The organism is Achromobacter veterisilvae, assembly GCF_900496975.1.
Lineage (GTDB): Bacteria > Pseudomonadota > Gammaproteobacteria > Burkholderiales > Burkholderiaceae_B > Achromobacter > Achromobacter veterisilvae.
Genome location: NZ_UFQC01000005.1, coordinates 167366 through 185630 on the forward strand (window position 1 = coordinate 167366; position 18265 = coordinate 185630).

The 18265-nt window shown below is 66.8% G+C and carries 15 protein-coding genes; 10 read left to right on the plus strand and 5 right to left on the minus strand.

Going from position 1 to position 18265, the window contains the following annotated elements:
* Window positions 1-39: 39 nt before the first annotated feature.
* The 9 genes from AVE30378_RS06290 to AVE30378_RS06330 all read left to right on the plus strand — a co-directional run bounded on the left by AVE30378_RS06290 (window position 40) and on the right by AVE30378_RS06330 (window position 12148).
* Complete coding sequence (locus tag AVE30378_RS06290; RefSeq protein ID WP_129239906.1) at window positions 40-3267, plus strand: efflux RND transporter permease subunit; 3228 nt, start codon at window positions 40-42, stop codon at window positions 3265-3267.
* Window positions 3264-4751: an efflux transporter outer membrane subunit gene (locus tag AVE30378_RS06295; RefSeq protein WP_129239907.1), complete on the plus strand. Its 1488-nt coding sequence runs from the start codon at window positions 3264-3266 to the stop codon at window positions 4749-4751. Before AVE30378_RS06290 ends, AVE30378_RS06295 begins: the two co-directional genes overlap by 4 nt.
* Entirely contained in the window at window positions 4748-5479 is a 732-nt protein-coding gene (locus AVE30378_RS06300) for a pyridoxine 5'-phosphate synthase (protein WP_129239908.1), read from the plus strand. The genes AVE30378_RS06295 and AVE30378_RS06300 overlap by 4 nt, the downstream gene beginning before the upstream one ends.
* On the plus strand, window positions 5472-5903 hold the full coding sequence (gene acpS, locus AVE30378_RS06305) for a holo-ACP synthase (protein ID WP_129239909.1): 432 nt from the start codon (window positions 5472-5474) through the stop codon (window positions 5901-5903). Before AVE30378_RS06300 ends, acpS begins: the two co-directional genes overlap by 8 nt.
* A gap of 66 nt (window positions 5904-5969) precedes the next feature.
* Window positions 5970-7028, plus strand: a complete 1059-nt coding sequence (gene nagZ, locus AVE30378_RS06310; protein ID WP_129239910.1) for a beta-N-acetylhexosaminidase — start codon at window positions 5970-5972, stop codon at window positions 7026-7028.
* Window positions 6991-8817: an excinuclease ABC subunit UvrC gene (gene uvrC / locus AVE30378_RS06315; RefSeq protein ID WP_129239911.1), complete on the plus strand. Its 1827-nt coding sequence runs from the start codon at window positions 6991-6993 to the stop codon at window positions 8815-8817. The genes nagZ and uvrC overlap by 38 nt, the downstream gene beginning before the upstream one ends.
* 211 nt (window positions 8818-9028) lie before the next feature.
* Window positions 9029-9601 (plus strand): CDP-diacylglycerol--glycerol-3-phosphate 3-phosphatidyltransferase, encoded by a 573-nt coding sequence (gene pgsA / locus AVE30378_RS06320; RefSeq protein WP_129239912.1) that lies wholly within the window; start codon window positions 9029-9031, stop codon window positions 9599-9601.
* Between the two features lie 131 nt (window positions 9602-9732).
* On the plus strand, window positions 9733-11037 hold the full coding sequence (locus AVE30378_RS06325; protein WP_129239913.1) for an MFS transporter: 1305 nt from the start codon (window positions 9733-9735) through the stop codon (window positions 11035-11037).
* A 109-nt stretch (window positions 11038-11146) separates the two neighbouring features.
* A complete protein-coding gene (locus AVE30378_RS06330) occupies window positions 11147-12148 on the plus strand; it encodes a cytochrome-c peroxidase (RefSeq protein WP_129239914.1) in 1002 nt (333 codons plus the stop codon).
* A 21-nt stretch (window positions 12149-12169) separates the two neighbouring features.
* Here the strand turns inward: AVE30378_RS06330 and queF are convergent, their stop codons facing one another.
* Complete coding sequence (gene queF / locus AVE30378_RS06335; RefSeq protein WP_129239915.1) at window positions 12170-12994, minus strand: NADPH-dependent 7-cyano-7-deazaguanine reductase QueF; 825 nt, start codon at window positions 12992-12994, stop codon at window positions 12170-12172.
* Between the two features lie 323 nt (window positions 12995-13317).
* Here queF and aceA point away from each other — a divergent pair, with 323 nt between their 5' ends.
* Window positions 13318-14637: an isocitrate lyase gene (gene aceA, locus AVE30378_RS06340; RefSeq protein ID WP_129239916.1), complete on the plus strand. Its 1320-nt coding sequence runs from the start codon at window positions 13318-13320 to the stop codon at window positions 14635-14637.
* Window positions 14638-14732: 95 nt separating this feature from the next.
* Here the strand turns inward: aceA and AVE30378_RS06345 are convergent, their stop codons facing one another.
* From AVE30378_RS06345 to AVE30378_RS06360, 4 genes are all read right to left on the minus strand, one after another.
* Window positions 14733-15779, minus strand: a complete 1047-nt coding sequence (locus tag AVE30378_RS06345) for an alpha/beta hydrolase (RefSeq protein ID WP_244234983.1) — start codon at window positions 15777-15779, stop codon at window positions 14733-14735.
* Between the two features lie 26 nt (window positions 15780-15805).
* Window positions 15806-16609 (minus strand): carboxymuconolactone decarboxylase family protein, encoded by an 804-nt coding sequence (locus tag AVE30378_RS06350; protein WP_129239918.1) that lies wholly within the window; start codon window positions 16607-16609, stop codon window positions 15806-15808.
* Window positions 16587-17057, minus strand: a complete 471-nt coding sequence (locus tag AVE30378_RS06355; RefSeq protein ID WP_129239919.1) for a (R)-mandelonitrile lyase — start codon at window positions 17055-17057, stop codon at window positions 16587-16589. Before AVE30378_RS06355 ends, AVE30378_RS06350 begins: the two co-directional genes overlap by 23 nt.
* Window positions 17058-17237: 180 nt before the next feature.
* The gene (locus AVE30378_RS06360) at window positions 17238-18182 is read right to left on the minus strand and encodes a LysR family transcriptional regulator (protein ID WP_129239920.1); all 945 of its coding nucleotides are present in this window, start codon (window positions 18180-18182) and stop codon (window positions 17238-17240) included.
* Window positions 18183-18265 lie beyond the last annotated feature (83 nt).

The following is an 18265-nucleotide window of genomic DNA, read 5'->3' on the forward strand; positions in this document are numbered from 1 at the left end:
GTTCCTCTTTGGTGAGCATCGCTTTCAGAGTCAGCCCACATGCCGCAATTTTTCATCGATAGACCGATTTTCGCCTGGGTAGTCGCCCTGTTCATCCTGCTGGCCGGGGTGCTGGCGATCCCGAACATGCCGATTTCGCAGTACCCGGACGTGGCGCCTCCCGCGATCACGATCACGGCCACCTACCCGGGCGCTTCGGCCAACGAAGTGGCCGAGCAGGTCACCAGTATCATCGAGGACCAGCTCAACGGCGCCAAGGGCCTGATCTACTACGAGTCGGTCAGCGATTCCTACGGCACCTCGACCATCACCGCGACCTTCGCGCCCGGCACCAACCCGGACCTTGCGCAGGTGGACGTGCAGAACCGCGTGTCCAACGTGGTTGCGCAGTTGCCCACCGCCGTGCAGCAGCAGGGCCTGCAATACGAGCAGACCAGCACCGGCTTCCTGATGGTGGCGGCGGTATCGTCCACCGACGGGTCGCTGGACCAGACCGCGCTGGCCGACTACATCACCCGCAACATCAAGAACCCGGTGTCGCGCGTGCCCGGCGTGGGCCAGTTCCAGTTGTTCGCGGCGCCGCGCGCCATGCGCGTCTGGGTCGATCCCGCCAAGCTGGTGGGCTTCAACCTGAGCATGTCGCAGGTCAACCAGGCCATCGCCGAGCAGAACGTGGTAATTTCCGGCGGCAGCATCGGCGCGCCGCCCAACCCGGATTCGCAGCGCATCACCGCCACGGTCACGGCCAACGGCCAACTGAGCACGGTGGAAGGCTTCGGCAAGATCGTCCTGCGCGCCAATACCGACGGCTCCAGGGTGCTGCTGCGCGACGTCGCCCGCATCGAAGTCGGCGCCGACAACTACCAGTTCGGCGCCCGCCTGAACGGCAAGCCGACGGCGGCCTTCGCCATCGTGCTGTCGCCGAACGCGAACGCGCTGGCCACCGCGCAGGGCGTGCGCCAGCAGATGGAGGAACTGTCCAAGTACTTCCCCGGCAACATCACCTATTCCATCCCCTACGACACCGCGCCCTACGTGAAGGTGTCCATCGAGCAGGTGGTGCATACCCTGGTCGAAGCCATGGTGCTGGTGTTCCTGGTGATGTACCTGTTCCTGCAGAACGTCCGCTACACCCTGATCCCGGCCCTGGTGGTGCCGGTGGCCATGCTGGGGGCGTTCGCGGTGATGCTGGCGCTCGGCTTCTCCATCAACGTGCTGACCATGTTCGCCATGGTGCTGGCCATCGGGATCCTGGTGGACGACGCCATCGTGGTGGTGGAGAACGTCGAGCGGATCATGTCCACGGAAGGCCTGCCGCCCAAGGAAGCCACCAAGAAGGCCATGCCGCAGATCAGCGGCGCCATCATCGGCATCACGCTGGTGCTGGTGACGGTGTTCCTGCCCCTGGCCTTCATGAGCGGTTCGGTGGGCGTGATCTATCGCCAGTTCTCGATCGCGATGGCCGTGTCCATCTTCTTCTCCGCGCTGCTGGCGCTGACCTTCACTCCGGCGCTGTGCGCCACCATCCTCAAGCCGGTGCCCAAGGGACACCACGAGGACAAGAAGGGTTTCTTCGGCTGGTTCAACCGCAAGTTCGACGCCACCACCCACAACTACCAGAACTGGGTGTCGCGCATCCTGCACAAGGGCGGCCGCATGATGCTGGCCTTCCTGGTGCTGGTGATCCTGCTGGGCTGGCTGTACCTGCGCCTGCCTTCGTCCTTCCTGCCCGAGGAAGACCAGGGCTACGTGGTCAGCAACATCGAACTGCCCACCGGCGCCACCGCCAACCGCACGGTCGAGGTCATCGAGCAGGTCGAGAAATATTTCTCGGGCGTCTCGGCGGTCGAGAACGTCATCGCCGTGCAGGGCTACAGCTTCAACGGCAACGGCCTGAACGCCGCCATCGCGTTCGTCACGCTGAAGGACTTCAGCGAGCGCAAGGCGCGCCAGGATTCCGCGGGCGCGATCGCCTTCCAGGCCTTCGAGAAGCAACTGATGGGCATCCATGACGCGCAGGTGTTCACCCTGGTGCCGCCCGCCATTTCGTCCCTGGGCAACGCCACCGGCTTCGACTTCCGCCTGCAGGATCGCGGCTCGGCGGGTTCCGCCGGCCTGGCGGCGGCCACTGGCCAGTTGATGGGCCTGGTCATGAAGAGCCCGGTGCTGTCGCAGGTGCGGATCACCGGCCTCGGACCGGGCGCCCAGCTTGGCCTGACGATCGACCGCGACAAGGCGGCCGCGCTGGGCGTGGACTTCAACGAGGCTGCCTCGCTGATTTCCACGGCGGTCGGTTCCGCCTACCTGAGCAAGTTCCCCAACCTGGGCCGGATGCAGAACATCTGGGTGCAGGCCGACGCGCCGTACCGCATGCAGCTCAATGACGTGCTGCAGCTCAACGCGCGCAACGCCCAGGGCGGCATGGTGCCGCTGTCCACCTTCGTCAAGGCGGAGTGGAAGCAGGGCCCGGTGCAGGTGGTGCGCTACAACAGCTACGAGTCCATGCGCATCAGCGGCGACGCGGCGGCGGGGTACACCACGGGCGAGGCGATGGCCGAGATGGAACGCCTGGTCGGGCAGTTGCCCCAGGGCTTCGGCTACGAATGGAACGGCCTGTCCTACCAGGAACGCCAGGCCGGCAACCAGGCTCCCATCCTGATGGGCCTGTCGCTGCTGGTCGTGTTCCTGGTGCTGGCCGCCCTGTACGAAAGCTGGGCCATCCCGATTTCGGTGATGCTGGTGGTGCCGCTGGGCATGCTGGGCGCCGTGGCGCTGATCAGCGCGCTGGGCATGTCCAACGACGTGTACTTCCAGGTGGGCATGGTGACCGTGATCGGCTTGGCGGCCAAGAACGCCATCCTGATCGTGGAATTCGCCAAGGACCAGTACGCGCGCGGCATGGGTCTTTACGAGTCCGCGGTGGAAGCCGCGAGGCTGCGGTTCCGTCCCATCCTGATGACGTCGCTGGCGTTCATCCTGGGCGTGGTCCCGCTGGCGATGGCGACCGGCGCGGGCGCCGCCAGCCAGAAGGCGGTGGGCCTGGGCGTGCTGGGCGGCATGCTGGCCGCCACGCCGTTCGCGGTGATCTTCGTGCCGACCTTCTTCGTGGTGGTGCTGGGCCTGTTCAAGACCCGGCCCCGCCTGCTGGGCGCCGAACTGCGCGCCTTCGAGGAAGAACAGGCCGCCAAGAAGGCCGCCGGAGAGACGGCGCCGGAAGCCGCGCAATCCCCCGCACAACCCAACGGTGGCCAGGAGGGCAAGGAATGAAAGCCCTGAAGTTCAAACAGACCGCCTTGTCCGCTTTTGTGGCGGTGGCGTTGGCCGGCTGCTCGCTGGCGCCCGATTACAAGCGTCCCGACGCGCCGGTGTCGGGCCTGTGGCCCGACCAGCCCAAGGTGCAATATGGCGGCTACGCCAAGCCGACGTCGCTGGGCATGCAGCCGTCCACCGGCGTCATGCCGCAGGACGGCACGCCCGCGGCCGACCTGGGCTGGCGCGAGTTCTTCCGGGATCCGCGCCTGCAGAGCCTGATCGAACTGTCGCTGGCGAACAACCGCGACCTGCGCGTGGCGGTGCAGCGCGTGGAAGAGGCCCGCGCCCAGTACGGCGTCCAGCGCGGCGCGCAATGGCCCAGCATCGGCGCCGGCATCCAGGGCCAGCGCCAGCACCTGCCCCCCGACATGCGGACGCCGGGCGCCGGCTCGATCAGCAGTTCGTACCAGGCCGGCATCGGCCTGACCACGTTCGAGATCGACCTGTTCGGCCGGCTGCGCAGCCTGTCCGAGGCGGCGTACCAGCAGTACCTGTCGACGGAACAGGCGCAAAAGAGCGTGCAGATCACGCTGGTCGGCTCGGTCGCGCAATCGTATTTCAACCTGCGCGCCGCCGAGGTCCAGCTTGATCTGACGCAGCGCACCCTGGCCTCGCGCCAAGAATCCTATAACCTGGTCAAGCGCCGCTTCGACGGCGGCGTGGCTTCGGAACTGGACCTGAACCAGGCCAAGACGCTGCTGGACACGGCCTCGGCCGACCTGGCGCAACTGGCCCGCGCCCAGGCCCAGGCGACGAACGCCCTGGTGCTGCTGGTGGGCGTACCCCTGCCGCAGGACCTGCCGGCGCCGGCGACGTTCGGCCGCGACCAACTGCTGGCCGCCGTGCCTGCCGGCCTGCCGTCCGACCTGCTGGAACGCCGTCCGGACATCCTGGCGGCCGAAAACCAGTTGAAATCCGCCAACGCCAATATCGGCGCGGCGCGCGCGGCGTTCTTCCCGACGATCTCGCTGACCGGCCTCCTGGGCGTAGCCAGCCCCTCGTTGGGCGACCTGTTCAAGGGCGGCCAGGGGTACTGGAGCTTTTCGCCGTCGATCACGACGCCGCTGTTCGCCGGCGGCAGCATCCGCGAAGGGCTGAACCTGGCCAAGGCGCGCGACAATATCGCCGTGGCGCAGTACGAACAGTCCATCCAGCAGGCGTTCCGGGAAGTGTCGGACGCGCTGGCGGGCGAAGCCACCTACGGGGCCCAGCTCGACGCGCTGCGCGCGCTGCAGGATTCGTCCGCGCGCACGCTGGAACTGTCGAATCTGCGCTATACCAACGGTATCGACAGCTACCTGCAGGTGCAGACCGCCCAGGTGGACTTTTTCAATGCCCAGCTCTCGCTGGTCCAGACCGGCCTGGCGGCGCTGATCAACCGCGTCGAACTCTATAAGGCCCTGGGCGGCGGCTGGGAAGAAACAACGAAAGTGCAATGATGGAACTTGGTGTAAACATCGATCACGTCGCCACGCTGCGGCAACAACGCCACACGGCCTATCCGGATCCAGTCGCCGCGGCGCTGCGCGCGGAAGACGCCGGCGCCGACCTGATCACGCTGCATCTGCGCGAAGACCGGCGCCACATCCAGGACGCGGACGTCTACGCCATCCGTCCGCAGTTGCGCACGCGCATGAACCTCGAATGCGCGGTCACGCCGGAAATGCTCGAGATCGCCTGCGCGGTCAAGCCCAGCGACGTCTGCCTGGTGCCCGAAAAGCGCACCGAGCTCACGACCGAGGGCGGCCTGGAGGTCGCGGGCGCCATGGGGCCGGTGTCGGACGCGGTGGCCCTGCTTACCGAAGCCGGCATCCGCGTGTCGCTCTTCATCGACCCGGACCCGGCGCAGATCGCGGCGGCGGCCAAGGCCGGCGCGCCGGTGATCGAACTGCACACGGGCGCCTACGCCGAAGCCGAAGGCGAGGCCGCCCAGGCCGAGCTGCAGCGCCTGCGCCTGGCGGTGGCGGAAGGGCTGCGCCATGGCCTGCGCGTGAACGCCGGCCACGGCCTGCACTACGGCAACGTCACGCCGGTGGCCGCGCTGGACGGCATTTCCGAACTCAATATCGGCCATGCCATCGTGGCGCAGGCGGTGTTCGACGGCTGGGAGAAGGCCGTGCGCGACATGAAGGCGCTGATGGTGCAGGCCCGCCTGCGCCATGTCTGACATCCCTCGCGCCGCGCCGCCCGCGGGAGCCATCGCCGGCATCGGCATGGACCTGCTGCGCATCGACCGGATCGAGCGCGCGCTGGCGCGCCACGGCGACCGTTTCGCCGAAAAGATCCTGGGCGCCGAGGAACTGCAGAAGTTCCATGCCCGCCGCGCCCGCGATCCGGCGCGCGGCCTGCGTTTCCTGGCGACGCGCTTCGCCGCCAAAGAGGCGTTTTCGAAGGCGATCGGGCTGGGCATGCGCATGCCCATGACGTGGCGGCGCGTGCAGACGCTGAACGCGCCCGGCGGACGGCCCGTGCTGGTGATCGCGCCCGAACTGCTGGACTGGTACGTCCAGCGCTTCGGCGCGGCCCATGTTTCCATTACCGACGAATCCGACATGGCCGCCGCCTACGTGGTGGTCGAACGCAAGCCCTGAGCCGCGGGTTCCGCGCCCGCTGCCCGCCGGCCGGCTTGCCAGACTTAGACAGAAGGACACCCTGACATGGCCAAGAAGAAATCCAGGGCGGTCCTGCCGCCCGGCCCCGTGATGGTCGACGTGGCGGGATACGCGCTGACGAAGGAAGAAAAGAAGCGCCTGCGCCATCCGCTGGTCGGCGGCGTGATTCTTTTCGCCCGCAATTTCGAAAGCCGCCGCCAGTTGACCGCCCTGACTCGCCAGATCCACAAGGCCCGCAAGGAGCCGCTGCTGATCCTGGTGGACCACGAGGGCGGCCGCGTGCAGCGCTTCCGCGAAGACGGCTTCACGCCGCTGCCGCCGATGCGCGAGCTGGGCGCGCTGTGGGACCGGGATCCGCTCCTGGCGATGCGCCTGGCGACCGAGGCCGGCTACGTGCTGGCGGCCGAACTGCGGGCCTGCGGCGTGGACATGAGCTTCACCCCCGTGCTGGACCTGGACTACGGCGTCAGCAAGGTGATCGGCAACCGCGCCTTCCACCGCGATCCGCGCGTGGTCGCCATGCTGTCGCGCGCGCTGATCCAGGGCCTGCAACTGGCCGGCATGTCGGCCTGCGGCAAGCATTTCCCGGGGCATGGCTTCGTGGAGGCCGATTCGCACCACGAGATTCCCGTGGACGAGCGGCCGCTTGCGCGTATCCTGGAGGAAGACGGCGCGCCGTACGCCTGGCTGGGTGACGCCGTGCTGCCGTCCGTGATGCCCGCGCACGTGATCTATCCCAAGGTCGACCGCCATCCGGCCGGTTTTTCCAAGCGCTGGGTGCGGGATATCCTGCGCAAGCGCCTGGGTTACGACGGGGTGGTGTTCTCGGACGACCTGACGATGGAAGGGGCGTCGGTGGCGGGCGACATCCTGGCCCGCGCCAACGCCGCGCTGGGCGCCGGATGCGATATGGTGCTGGTGTGCAACCGGCCGGACCTGGCGGACGAACTGCTGTCGCGCCTGGAGTTCGAGCATCCGCCCGAGTCCGTGGCCCGCATCCGCCGCCTGATGCCGCGCTTCGAGGCGCCGGACTGGGACACCCTGCAGGCCGAAACCCGTTACCAGAATGCCCGACGACTTCAATCTCAAATCGTTCCTGGCTGACCTGCCGCACCTGCCGGGCGTGTACCGGCACCTGGATGCGGCCGGGGAGGTCATGTATGTCGGCAAGGCGCGCGACCTGAAGAAGCGCGTCTCGTCGTATTTCCAGAAGAACCTGGCCAGCCCCCGCATCGCCCAGATGGTGGCGAAGGTGGCGCGGCTGGAAGTGACCGTGACGCGCTCCGAGGCCGAAGCGCTGATCCTGGAAAACAACCTCATCAAGAGCCTGAAGCCGCGCTACAACATCCTGTTCCGCGACGACAAGTCCTACCCGTACCTGCTGATCACCGGCCATGCCTGGCCGCGCATCGCCTATTACCGCGGCGCCACCAACAAGCGCGGCCAGTACTTCGGCCCGTTTCCCAATGCCTGGGCCGTGCGCGAGACCATCCAGATCCTGCAGAAGGTGTTCCGCCTGCGTACCTGCGAAGACACAGTCTTCGCCAACCGCTCGCGGCCCTGTCTGCTGCATCAGATCGGCCGCTGTTCGGCGCCCTGTGTGGGCGCCATCGAGGCCGGGGAATACGAGCGCGACGTGGGGCGCGCCGTGCGCTTCCTGAACGGGGAAGCGAAGGACGTGATGGGCGAGATCGAGAGCCGGATGCTGCAGGCTTCCAGCGAACTGCGCTTCGAGGAGGCCGCCGCGCTGCGCGACCAGATGGGGTCGCTGGCGCGCGTGCTGCACCAGCAGACCATGGAGAACGTCAGCGGCGAGGACACCGACATCATCGCGGTGGCGATCGCCGGCGGCAAGGTCTGCGTGAACCTGGCGATGGTGCGCGGCGGCCGCCACCTGGGCGACAAGCCTTTCTTCCCCTCGCACGCCGAGGGCGAGGCGGCGCCGCAGGTGCTGGAAGCCTTCGTGGCCCAGCACTACACCGACAACGCGCTGCCGCCCGTGCTGGTCTGTTCGCACGCGCTGCCGGATTCAGGCCTGATCGACCTGCTGGTGGAGCAGGCCGGCGGCCGGCCCTCGCGGGTGCTGACGCGTCCGCAGGGCACTCGCCGGGCATGGCTGGAACAGGCCGGAAAGAATGCCGAGATGGCCCTGGCGCGCGCGCTGACCGAATCCGGGGCCCGCGCGGCCCGCACGCTGGCGCTGGCCGAGGCGCTGGAACTGGATACGGACGAAACGGCCCTGGACGCGCTGCGCATCGAATGCTTCGACATCAGCCACACGGCCGGCGAGGCGACGCAGGCGTCCTGCGTGGTGTTCGAGCACCACGACATGCAGCCTTCGCTTTACCGCCGCTACAACATCGCCGGTATTACGCCGGGCGACGACTACGCCGCCATGCGCCAGGTGCTGACCCGCCGGTTCGCCAAGGTGGCCGACGGCGAAGCGCCGATGCCCGGCCTGGTGCTGATCGACGGCGGCAAGGGCCAGGTGGAAGTGGCGCGCAAGGTGTTCGTGGAACTGGGCCTGGACGTGCAGACGCTGGTGGGCGTGGCCAAGGGGGAAGGGCGCAAGGTCGGCCTGGAAACCCTGGTTTTCGCCGACGAACGTCCGCCGGTCGCGCTGGGCGGCGAATCGGCCGCGCTGATGCTGATCGCCCAGGTGCGCGACGAGGCCCACCGCTTCGCCATCACCGGCATGCGGGCGCGCCGCGCCAAGGCGCGCAACGTGTCCCGCCTGGAGGAAATCGAAGGCGTCGGCGCCCGCCGCCGCCAGCGCCTGCTGGCCCGCTTCGGCGGCTTCTCCGGCGTGGCCTCCGCCAGCATCGAAGATCTGGCGTCCGTGGACGGCATCTCCCAGGACCTCGCCATCCGCATCTACGAAGCGCTGCGGTAGAAGGGGAGCGAGGCGCCCATGCCTGTAAAGATCGCCCAGTATCCTCCCGCGGGCATCCCCCCTTCGGGGCAACCGCTACGCACACAACCACTCCCCCAAGCCAGGCCGCGCGGATCCGGCTCCGCCGGTCCGCAGAGGCGCCCCCCTGGGGGGGGAAGCGCCTCCGGCGCTTCGGGGGGGGACCTCCTCTTGCTGTTAGCATACGAACACTATGCCAATTAACGTACCCATTATCCTGACATGGCTGCGCATCGCCATGATTCCGTTGGTGGTCGGGCTGTTCTACCTGCCCGATAGCTGGATGTCCGTTCCCATGCGCGACACCCTGGCTGCCTGGGCCTTCATCATCGCGGCCTTGACGGACTGGTTCGACGGATGGCTGGCGCGCCGCTGGAACCAGACGTCCGCGTTCGGCGCGTTCCTGGATCCCGTGGCCGACAAACTGATGGTTTGCGCCGCGCTGATCGTCCTGCTGGATCTCAGCCGGGTCGACGCTTTCATCTCGCTGATCATCATCGGCCGGGAAATCACGATTTCCGCCCTGCGCGAATGGATGGCCAAGATCGGCGCCAGCGCCAGCGTGGCGGTGCACAGACTGGGTAAATTCAAGACGGCCGCGCAGATGGTCGCGATTCCGTGCCTGCTGTATAACCAGCCGGTCTACGGCGTCAGCACCAAGCTGCTGGGCGACGTGCTGATCGTCGTCGCGGCGGTGCTGACGGTGTGGTCGATGCTGTATTACCTGCAGCGCGCCTGGCCCGCCATCCGCGAAAAGGCCCTGTAGTCGGTTTTGCATTACCGGGGTCCGCCCCGCGATACCTAGAATGCGGCGTCCGGCTCCGGACGCCGCCGGAGACAACCCGCAAGGCGCCGCAGGCGCCGCGCACCTTGCCGCCGCCGGCGGCCCTTTTTGCGATGAACACCGCTGCGAATACTTTGGCCATGGACGCCTCCGTCCGCCGGCGCGACTGGAAGATCATCCTGCTGATCGGGGTGGCCCACGCTTCCTCGCACTTTTTCCAACTGGTCCTGCCGTCGCTCTACGTTTCCCTGGGCAACGCCTTCGGGCTGGACTTCGCCCGCCTGGGGCTGCTGGTTTCCACCTTCTACGTGGTGTCCGGCATCGGGCAGGCGTCTTCGGGATTCGTCGTCGACCGGATCGGCGCGCGGCCGGTGCTGTGGTTCGGGCTGGCGTGCTTCGTGCTGTCGGGGCTGCTGATCGGGTCGGCCAACGGCTACGCCATGCTGATCGCGGCGGCCGTGGTGGGCGGCATCGGCAATTCCGTCTTCCATCCGGCCGACTATTCCATCATCAACCATCGCATCACCGCGCCGCGGCTGGGCCACGCGTTTTCCGCGCACGGGCTGACGGGCAACCTGGGCTGGGCGCTCACGCCCGTGTTCATGACGACCATCACCTTGCTGGCCGACTGGCGGGTGGCGGCTTACAGCGCGGCCGGCCTGGTCGCGCTGGTGCTGCTGTTGACCGTGCTGGGGCGCGACCTGCTCGGCGGCCCGCTGCCGCAGGAAGGCCCGGCCGGGCCCGAGGCCGCCAAGCCCGCCGCCAGGCCGGCCGCCAAGCCGCAGGAAGGCGTGCTGGCGACTCTGGGCACGCTGCTGTCCAAGCCGGCCCTGTGGGGCGCGTTCCTGTTCTTCGCCTGCACCTCCATCGCCCTGTCGTCGGTGCAGAACTACACCATCCCGCTGCTGGGCCAACTGTACGACCTCTCCAAGGTCGCCGCCAGCTCGGCGCTGTCGGGCTATATGGTGGCTTCGGCCGTCGGCATGGCCGCCGGCGGTTTCCTCGTGTCGGCCAATCCGCGCACGGAGCGCACCGTCATGGTGGCGCTGATCCTGGCGGGCCTGACCCTGGTGGTGCTGGCGCTGGGCCTGGTGCCGGCCGTGCTGGCCGCGCCCGTGGTCGGCCTGGCCGGCTTCTGCTCCGGCGTGGCCGCGCCTTCGCGCGACATGCTGATCCGCCGCGTGACGCCCAAGGGCTCCACGGGCTCCGTCTACGGGCTGGTCTATTCCGGCATGGACGTGGGTTCGGCCCTGGGGCCGCTGGCCTTCGGCCTGCTGCTGGATGCCGGCATGCGCCAGGGCCCCTGGGTGGGCGCGGGCGTGGCGTTCGCCGCGGCGGCCCTTCTGGCGCAGTGGATCGCGGTGCAGGCGCGGCGGGCGGAACCCGCCGCGGCCAGCGGAGCCGCCGCCCGTTCCTGAACACGCCGGCCGCGACCCTGGCGGCCATTTGATGCGACGCAAAGCCTGGCCGGCTTCAGCCTGATGTAATGACCATGCAACTCAAAAGGTTATTACCCAGGAGAAGAAAATGAGTAAGGCAAGCATATTGCTGGCGGCAGGGATCGCATTGGGCTGTTGGAACAATCTGGCCGCGGCGGCCTCGGACGAACCGATACAGCCGGTGGAGCCGGCCGTGGTCAAGGAACCGGCCAAGGTGGAGCTGGGCAAGAAGCTCTTCTTTGATCCGCGCCTGTCGCGGTCCGGCGCGATTTCCTGCAACTCCTGCCATAACCTGGCCATGGGCGGCTCGGACAACCTCAAGGCCTCCATCGGCCATAAATGGCAGCAGGGCTCGATCAATTCGCCCACGGTGCTCAATTCCAGCCTGAACATCGCCCAGTTCTGGGACGGCCGCGCCAAGGACCTGCGCGAGCAGGCGGGCGGCCCGATCGCCAATCCCATGGAAATGGCGTCCACGCACGAACTGGCCATCCAGGTGCTGAATTCCATCCCCGGCTACCGGGCGGAGTTCAAGCGGGTCTTCGGCAAGGACGGAATCACGATCGAGGAGGTGACCGGCGCGCTGGCCGCGTTCGAGGAAACGCTGGTGACGCCCAATTCGCGCTTCGACCAATGGCTGCGCGGCGACAAGAAGGCGCTGACGGTGCGCGAGCTGGCCGGCTACGAGCTGTTCAAGAACAGCGGTTGCGTCGCCTGCCACAACGGCGTGGCGGTGGGCGGCAATTCGTTCCAGAAGATGGGCCTGGTCGCGCCCTACCAGACGGACAACAAGGCCGAAGGCCGCGCTGGGGTCACGGGCAAGGACGCCGACCGCTTCAACTTCAAGGTGCCCACCTTGCGCAACGTGGCGCTGACCTATCCGTACTTCCATGACGGCGAGGCCGCCACGCTGACGCAGGCGGTGGACGTGATGGGGCGGCTGCAACTGGGCCGGACCTTCACGCCGGACGAGAACGCGCAGATCGTGGCGTTCCTGAAGACGCTGACGGGCGACCAGCCGGCGATCCAGTACCCGGTGCTGCCGCCGTCCGAAGACGACACGCCGCGGCCCGAACCCTTCCTGAAGTAAGGGGTTCGCGGGGAGGGGCGTCTACTGGCGGACGGTGCGCAGGTCCGCCGTGGGCGCCGCCTCGAAGTTGCTGCGCCACGGATTGATGTCCAGGCCGCCGCGGCGCGTATAGCGCGCATAGACGGTCAGTTGCTCGGGCCGGCAGGCCCGCATGATGTCGGTGAAGATGCGTTCGACGCAGTGTTCGTGGAATTCCGCATGCTGGCGGAACGACACGATATAGCGCAGCAGCGATTCGCGGTTTATCGGCGCGCCGCGGTAGCGGATCTGCACGCTGGCCCAGTCCGGCTGCCCCGTCACGGGGCAGTTCGACTTCAGCAGGCGCGAGGCCAGCGTTTCCTCGACGGTATCCCCGGGCCGGGTGCGCAGCAATTCCGGCGCCGGCTCGTAGGTGTCGATCTCGATATCGAGCTTATCGATATAGATGCCGTCCAGTTCGCCCATGTGCAATTCGGAGAAGCGCTGGGGCAGGAAGAAATCCAGCCCGACGGGAGCGCCCGCCGCGGCGCTCAGGTCGCGTTCCAGTCGGCCGCGCAACGCGGCCGAATTGACCAGCCGGGTCTGGTTGAACGAATTCAAATAGAGCTTGAACGACTTGGACTCGATGATGTTGGGGCTGTCGGCCGGCACCGAGAACGTGGCCATGGCGATGCGGGGCTTGCCCTTGGCGTCCAGCCACGACAACTCATAGGCATTCCACAAATCCACGCCCGTGAACGGCAGCTTGCCGGCGGCGAGGTTCAAGGCCGCCCGATTATGCGAGCGCGCGATGGGAAAGAGCAGCGTCGGGTCGTATTGCGAGACGTAGGACACGCTCTGGCCGAGCGGGCCGTGGGACAAAGTCATGGCGGAATCACGAAAGCAGGGGGAATGGACGCATTGTAGGCGGTCGGAAAGCGCGTCATTTTCCGCATTGTGAAATGTAACCTTCGCCATATGAAAGTGCCTGCTGCGCAGCAGCGCCAGCCCATTTCACAGACGACAATTGCGTTTCGTAATACGGAATGATGTTTATAACTTATTGATATTCATGAGTAATATTTTTTGTCTTCTATAAGACATCGACTCACCTTGCTCTGCAGCAGAGGCATAGACTTTGTCCAACGATTCACGCAATGCAAGACGCGAATCTTTTGAAGTCTTTCCCATCACTGACCAGGAGCATCACCATGAGCACCCGCGAAACCGAAATCCGCAATCTGCAGAAGGACTGGGCCGAGAACGCCCGCTGGCAAGGCATCAAGCGCGACTACAGCGCCGAGGACGTCATCCGCCTGCGCGGCTCCATCGGCGTGGAACACACGCTGGCGCGCCGCGGCGCCACCCGCCTGTGGGAACTCCTGCACAGCGAGCCGTTCGTGAATTCGCTGGGCGCCCTGACCGGCAACCAGGCCATGCAGCAGGTCAAGGCCGGCCTGAAGGCCATCTATCTGTCCGGCTGGCAGGTCGCGGGCGACGCCAACCTGGCCGGCGAGATGTACCCCGACCAATCCCTGTACCCCGCCAATTCCGTGCCGCAGGTGGTCCGCCGCATCAATAATTCGCTCTCCCGCTGCGACCAGATCCAGTGGATGGAAGGCAAGAACCCCGGCGACGAGGGCTACATCGATTTCTTCGCGCCCATCGTGGCCGATGCCGAGGCCGGTTTCGGCGGCGTGCTGAACGCCTTCGAACTGATGAAGGCGATGATCGAGGCGGGCGCCGCCGGCGTGCACTTCGAAGACCAACTGGCCTCCGTGAAGAAGTGCGGCCACATGGGCGGCAAGGTGCTGGTGCCCACCCGCGAAGCCGTTGCCAAGCTGGTGTCCGCCCGCCTGGCGGCCGACACGATGGGCACGCCCACCGTGCTGCTGGCGCGCACCGACGCCGACGCGGCGGACCTGGTGACCAGCGACGTGGACGAGAACGACCGTCCCTTCATCACCGGCGAGCGCACCGTGGAAGGTTTCTTCCGCACCCGCGCCGGCATCGACCAGGCGATCTCGCGCGGCCTGGCCTATGCGTCCTACGCCGACCTGATCTGGTGCGAAACGTCCACGCCCAACCTGGAATACGCCCGCAAGTTCGCCGAGGCCATCCATCGCCAGTTCCCGGGCAAGCTGCTGGCGTACAACTGCTCGCCGTCGTTCAACTGGAAGAAGAACCTGGATGACGGCACGATCGCCAAGTTCCAGCGCGAACTGGGCGCCATGGGATACAAGTTCCAGTTCATCACGCTGGCCGGCTTCCATGCGCTGAACTACGGCATGTTCGAACTGGCCCACGGCTACGCCCGCCGCCAGATGAGCGCCTTCGTCGAACTGCAGCAGAAGGAATTCGCCGCCGCCGACCTCGGCTTCACCGCCGTGAAGCACCAGCGCGAAGTGGGCACGGGCTACTTCGACGCCGTCACGCAGACGATCGAAGGCGGCCAGTCCTCGACCACCGCGCTGACGGGCTCCACCGAGGAAGCCCAGTTCGAGCACGGCAAGGCCCAGAAGGCCGCGTAAGCATCGCAGGAGAGTTATGCAGTTGTAGTTGCTGTTGTAGGGTGGATTTCGGGTGCCTTCGGGCACCCTTTTTTTTCGGATGAATCCATCCAGCGCTACAGATTCTTCGCGTAGAACGCCGTCAGCCTGCCCATCGCCGCATCCACGTACTTGGGAACCCAGTAGGTCTCGATGTGCGTGGCGCCGTCGATCTTGAACAGCTCCTTGTCCTTCGCGCCGGTGGCCTTGGCGAACGCATCCTCGCTCATGTACAGGCTGTCGGCCTTGCCGCCTGCGATCATCAGCAGCGGCTGGTCGATCAGGTCGATCTGGTCCGTGGCGTCCCAGCGCATCAGGTCCAGCAAGCTGCTCACCGTGTAGGCGCCGCCGGAATTGGGGTAGGCGCCGGAGTCGGGATGGCCGTGGGTGCGTTCGTAATAGACGGTGCCCTCGCGGTACATCTCGAACGGCATCGCGGCGATCTGCGCATCGGTCGCCGCGGCGCCGCCTCCGACATAGGGAACCTTGCCGCCCGCCGCTTCCTGCGCACGCGCCTCGGAAGCCTGCCGCAAGCGATCCTGGATGGTGTTCAGTTGCGAGTCTTCGAAGCCATTGCGGCGAACGCGTCCCGAGTTGAACATGCTCAGCGTCGCCACCGACTTGAAGCGCTTGTCGGTTTTCGCCGCCGCCAACGAGTAGCCGCCGCCTCCGCAGATGCCCAGCAGGCCAAGACGCTCGGCATCCACGCCCGCATACCGGGTGATGAAGTCTGCCGCGCCGTGGATGTCCTCGGTGCGATAGGCGGGCTTGTCCACGTTGCGCGGCTGGCCGCCGCTTCCGCCCTGGTACGCCGCGTCCATCGCGATCGTGATGTAGCCCTGTTCGGCCAGGCGCTGCGCATACAGGCCCGCGACCTGTTCCTTCACGCCGCCGTTCGGATGGGCCACGACGATCGCGGGATACTTTTTCTTCGGATCGTAGTTGGCCGGGGTATAGACGTTGGCGGCAATGTCCAGGCCGCCCAGCCTGTATTTGACAGGGTGGATGTTGACCTTGCCCGGTTCGTTCTTCGCGATGGCGCCGCCGTAGGCCAGGGTGAACGGGTTCTGCCGGTAGTCTTCGGCGAGCGCCGGGCCGCCGAAGCCGCCGACGATTGCGGCCATGAGGGTGGCCTTCAGGACGGTGCGTTTCATGGGAGGGTTCCTTGCAAGTGGGATGGGTGCCGCGGGGCGGCGGCAAGCGCCTGTGTCAGCGCCTCGCTCGCGCGCTTGGCCGCCTGCGCGTCGCCGCGCTCGGCCAGGACCTGCGTCAACTGGCGCAATTGCGCGGCCGTCAGGCCCACGCGCATGCTGGCGGCCATGTGCGAGCGCAACTGCGGCTCCACGCCAGGCATGGCGGCCAGCGCCCCGACCGTGGCCAGTTCACGGCTTTGCCAATCGAGGTTGTCGCGCTCGAAGATGTCGCCGAACAGGTGGGCTTGCAGATACTGGTTGATGACCGGGGCGAAGTCCGTCACTGCGTTCCTGACCGGCGCGCCGGAAATCTTCGTCTGGTTGGCGGTGCCGGCCGCGAGCAGCGCATCGCCTGTCGGCACGGGCCGGCTGGGTTCGCGCCCCGGCGCGTCCTGGAGGCCGCGCTGCCTGCGCGCGTCCAGCACCGTCAGCAGTTCTCCCAGCGCGTTCAGGCTCTTGGGGAAGCCGGCGTAGGCGTAGAGCTGCACCAGGATTTCCTTGGCCTCGCTGATGGTCAGCCCGGCGTCCAGGCCCTGGTTCAGGGCGGTATTGAGCCTGGGCATGTCGCTCGCGGCCATGAAAGACGCGATCAGGGGAATGGCCTGCTGCCTGGCGGACAGCGTGTCCGAGGCCGGCTGGGTAGTCGTCATGGCACGCGGTTCCTGAACGCCAGGGGATTGTGCGGCGGCAAGGCCGGATGGCGCGGCCAAGGCGAATGCGAGCGCGACGGCGCCGCGCTTAGCGGGCGTTGTATTGCTCATCGCTCACCAACTCTTTCCAGTCCGCGCTTTTGCCGTCCTTCATGTAGGCGATGGCGAGGTGGCGCATGCCGTTGGCCTGTGCCGCGCCATGCCAGTGCTTGACGCCGGCCTCGATCCAGACCGTATCGCCCGCCTTGATCTCGCGCCGGGGCTGGCCGTCTTCCTGCACCCAGCCCTGGCCGTCGGTGACGATGAGCAACTGGCCCACCGGGTGGGTGTGCCACGCGGTGCGCGCCCCGGGCGCGAAATCGACCATGCCGACACTGCCGTGCCTGCCGCTGCCGCCCGCCGACTTGATGTCCACCGCCACGTGGCCGCTGAAGTTCTGCGCCGGGCCCAGGGCGGTGGGGGTCGTGCCCGCGGGGGCGATCCGGATGCCTTGGGCGTGCGCTGAAGACGCGCCCATCATCACGATCGACGCGCCCGCGGCGATGAGGTTCTTTTTCATGGGATTTCCTTCCTGTGATCCGCGCCGACCCCGCGTGCTTCATGAGCATGTGGATGGCCGGCGCCCGATCTGTCTTGACGAAGGAAATCTTAGAGGGCCGGACTGTTTTGATTAAGTCCAAAATCCCGCATTCGGTTTTGAATTGAATTCAGCAATACGGGAACGGGCGCGTGGACGCGCCTACGATGCCGAAGGGCGCTTCGGTTTCGCAGTCTTGCCAGGTTTGCGGGGCGGCTCCCGATGCCGCAGGGCTTCGACGATGACGGCCAGGGCCCCCGACGATTGCCGACGGCTGGGGTAGTACAGGTGGTAGCCGGTATAGGGCTGGCACCAGTCGTCCAGCACGCGGACCAGCCGGCCCTCGGCGATGTGTTCGGCCACCGCGTCCTCGGGCACGAAGGCCAGGCCCTGCCCGGCCAGCGACGCGCGCACGATGGGCGAAATACTGTTGTAGATCCACTGTCCGGTCACGCGCACCTTGAGTTCGCGCTTGCCCTTGCGGAAATCCCAGACCATGAGTCCGCCGTGGGTGGGCAGACGCAGGTTGATGCAGTTGTGCTCGGCCAGGTCGTGGGGTTTCTTCGGCGGGGGCCTGCCCGCGAAGTAGGCGGGCGAACCAACCACCGCGATGCGCATGTCGGAACTGATGCGGACCGCGATCATGTCCTTGGCGATCTCGTCGCCCAGGCGCACTCCCGCGTCATAGCGTTCGGAGACGATATCGGTGCGGTTGTAGTCCACTGTCACCTCCACGGCGATGTCGGGATAATCCGGCAGAACCTTGGACAGCTTGGGCCATATCAGGTACGTGGCGGGAAACTCCGCCGCCGTGATGCGGACCAGTCCCGATGGCTTCTTGCGCAATTCGCTCACCGCCGCCAGTTCGGCGTCGATGTCCTCGAAGTGCGGGGCAACACTGGCCAGCAGCCGTTCGCCTGCTTCCGTGACGGAGACGCTGCGCGTGGTGCGGGTCAGCAGGCGGACGTCCAGGCGGGCTTCGAGCGCCCGGATGGCATGGCTGAGCGCGGACGGAGACACGCCCATTTGCGCAGCCGCCCGCGTGAAGCTGCCTTGCTGTGCCACCTGGATGAACGCAAGCAGGTCGTTGTAGCTGTCACGCGGCATTGCCGAATCCCATTCACAGGTCTTGAAGAAATCCAGCATCCGGCCGGATGCCTGGATAGTGACGGCGGTGGAATCGTCCGCGG

Excerpts from the sequence above, each read along its gene's own strand:
- aceA (WP_129239916.1), top strand. The coding sequence starts at position 13,318 with ATGAGCACCCGCGAAACCGAAATCCGCAATCTGCAGAAGGACTGGGCC.
- AVE30378_RS06330 (WP_129239914.1), top strand. The coding sequence starts at position 11,147 with ATGAGTAAGGCAAGCATATTGCTGGCGGCAGGGATCGCATTGGGCTGT.
- acpS (WP_129239909.1), top strand. The coding sequence starts at position 5,472 with ATGTCTGACATCCCTCGCGCCGCGCCGCCCGCGGGAGCCATCGCCGGC.
- nagZ (WP_129239910.1), top strand. The coding sequence starts at position 5,970 with ATGGCCAAGAAGAAATCCAGGGCGGTCCTGCCGCCCGGCCCCGTGATG.
- queF (WP_129239915.1), bottom strand. The coding sequence starts at position 12,994 with ATGACTTTGTCCCACGGCCCGCTCGGCCAGAGCGTGTCCTACGTCTCG.
- AVE30378_RS06345 (WP_244234983.1), bottom strand. The coding sequence starts at position 15,779 with ATGGCCGCAATCGTCGGCGGCTTCGGCGGCCCGGCGCTCGCCGAAGAC.
- uvrC (WP_129239911.1), top strand. The coding sequence starts at position 6,991 with ATGCCCGACGACTTCAATCTCAAATCGTTCCTGGCTGACCTGCCGCAC.
- AVE30378_RS06300 (WP_129239908.1), top strand. The coding sequence starts at position 4,748 with ATGATGGAACTTGGTGTAAACATCGATCACGTCGCCACGCTGCGGCAA.
- AVE30378_RS06290 (WP_129239906.1), top strand. The coding sequence starts at position 40 with ATGCCGCAATTTTTCATCGATAGACCGATTTTCGCCTGGGTAGTCGCC.
- AVE30378_RS06355 (WP_129239919.1), bottom strand. The coding sequence starts at position 17,057 with ATGAAAAAGAACCTCATCGCCGCGGGCGCGTCGATCGTGATGATGGGC.
- AVE30378_RS06350 (WP_129239918.1), bottom strand. The coding sequence starts at position 16,609 with ATGAGCAATACAACGCCCGCTAAGCGCGGCGCCGTCGCGCTCGCATTC.
- AVE30378_RS06325 (WP_129239913.1), top strand. The coding sequence starts at position 9,733 with ATGAACACCGCTGCGAATACTTTGGCCATGGACGCCTCCGTCCGCCGG.
- AVE30378_RS06360 (WP_129239920.1), bottom strand. The coding sequence starts at position 18,182 with ATGCCGCGTGACAGCTACAACGACCTGCTTGCGTTCATCCAGGTGGCA.
- pgsA (WP_129239912.1), top strand. The coding sequence starts at position 9,029 with ATGCCAATTAACGTACCCATTATCCTGACATGGCTGCGCATCGCCATG.
- AVE30378_RS06295 (WP_129239907.1), top strand. The coding sequence starts at position 3,264 with ATGAAAGCCCTGAAGTTCAAACAGACCGCCTTGTCCGCTTTTGTGGCG.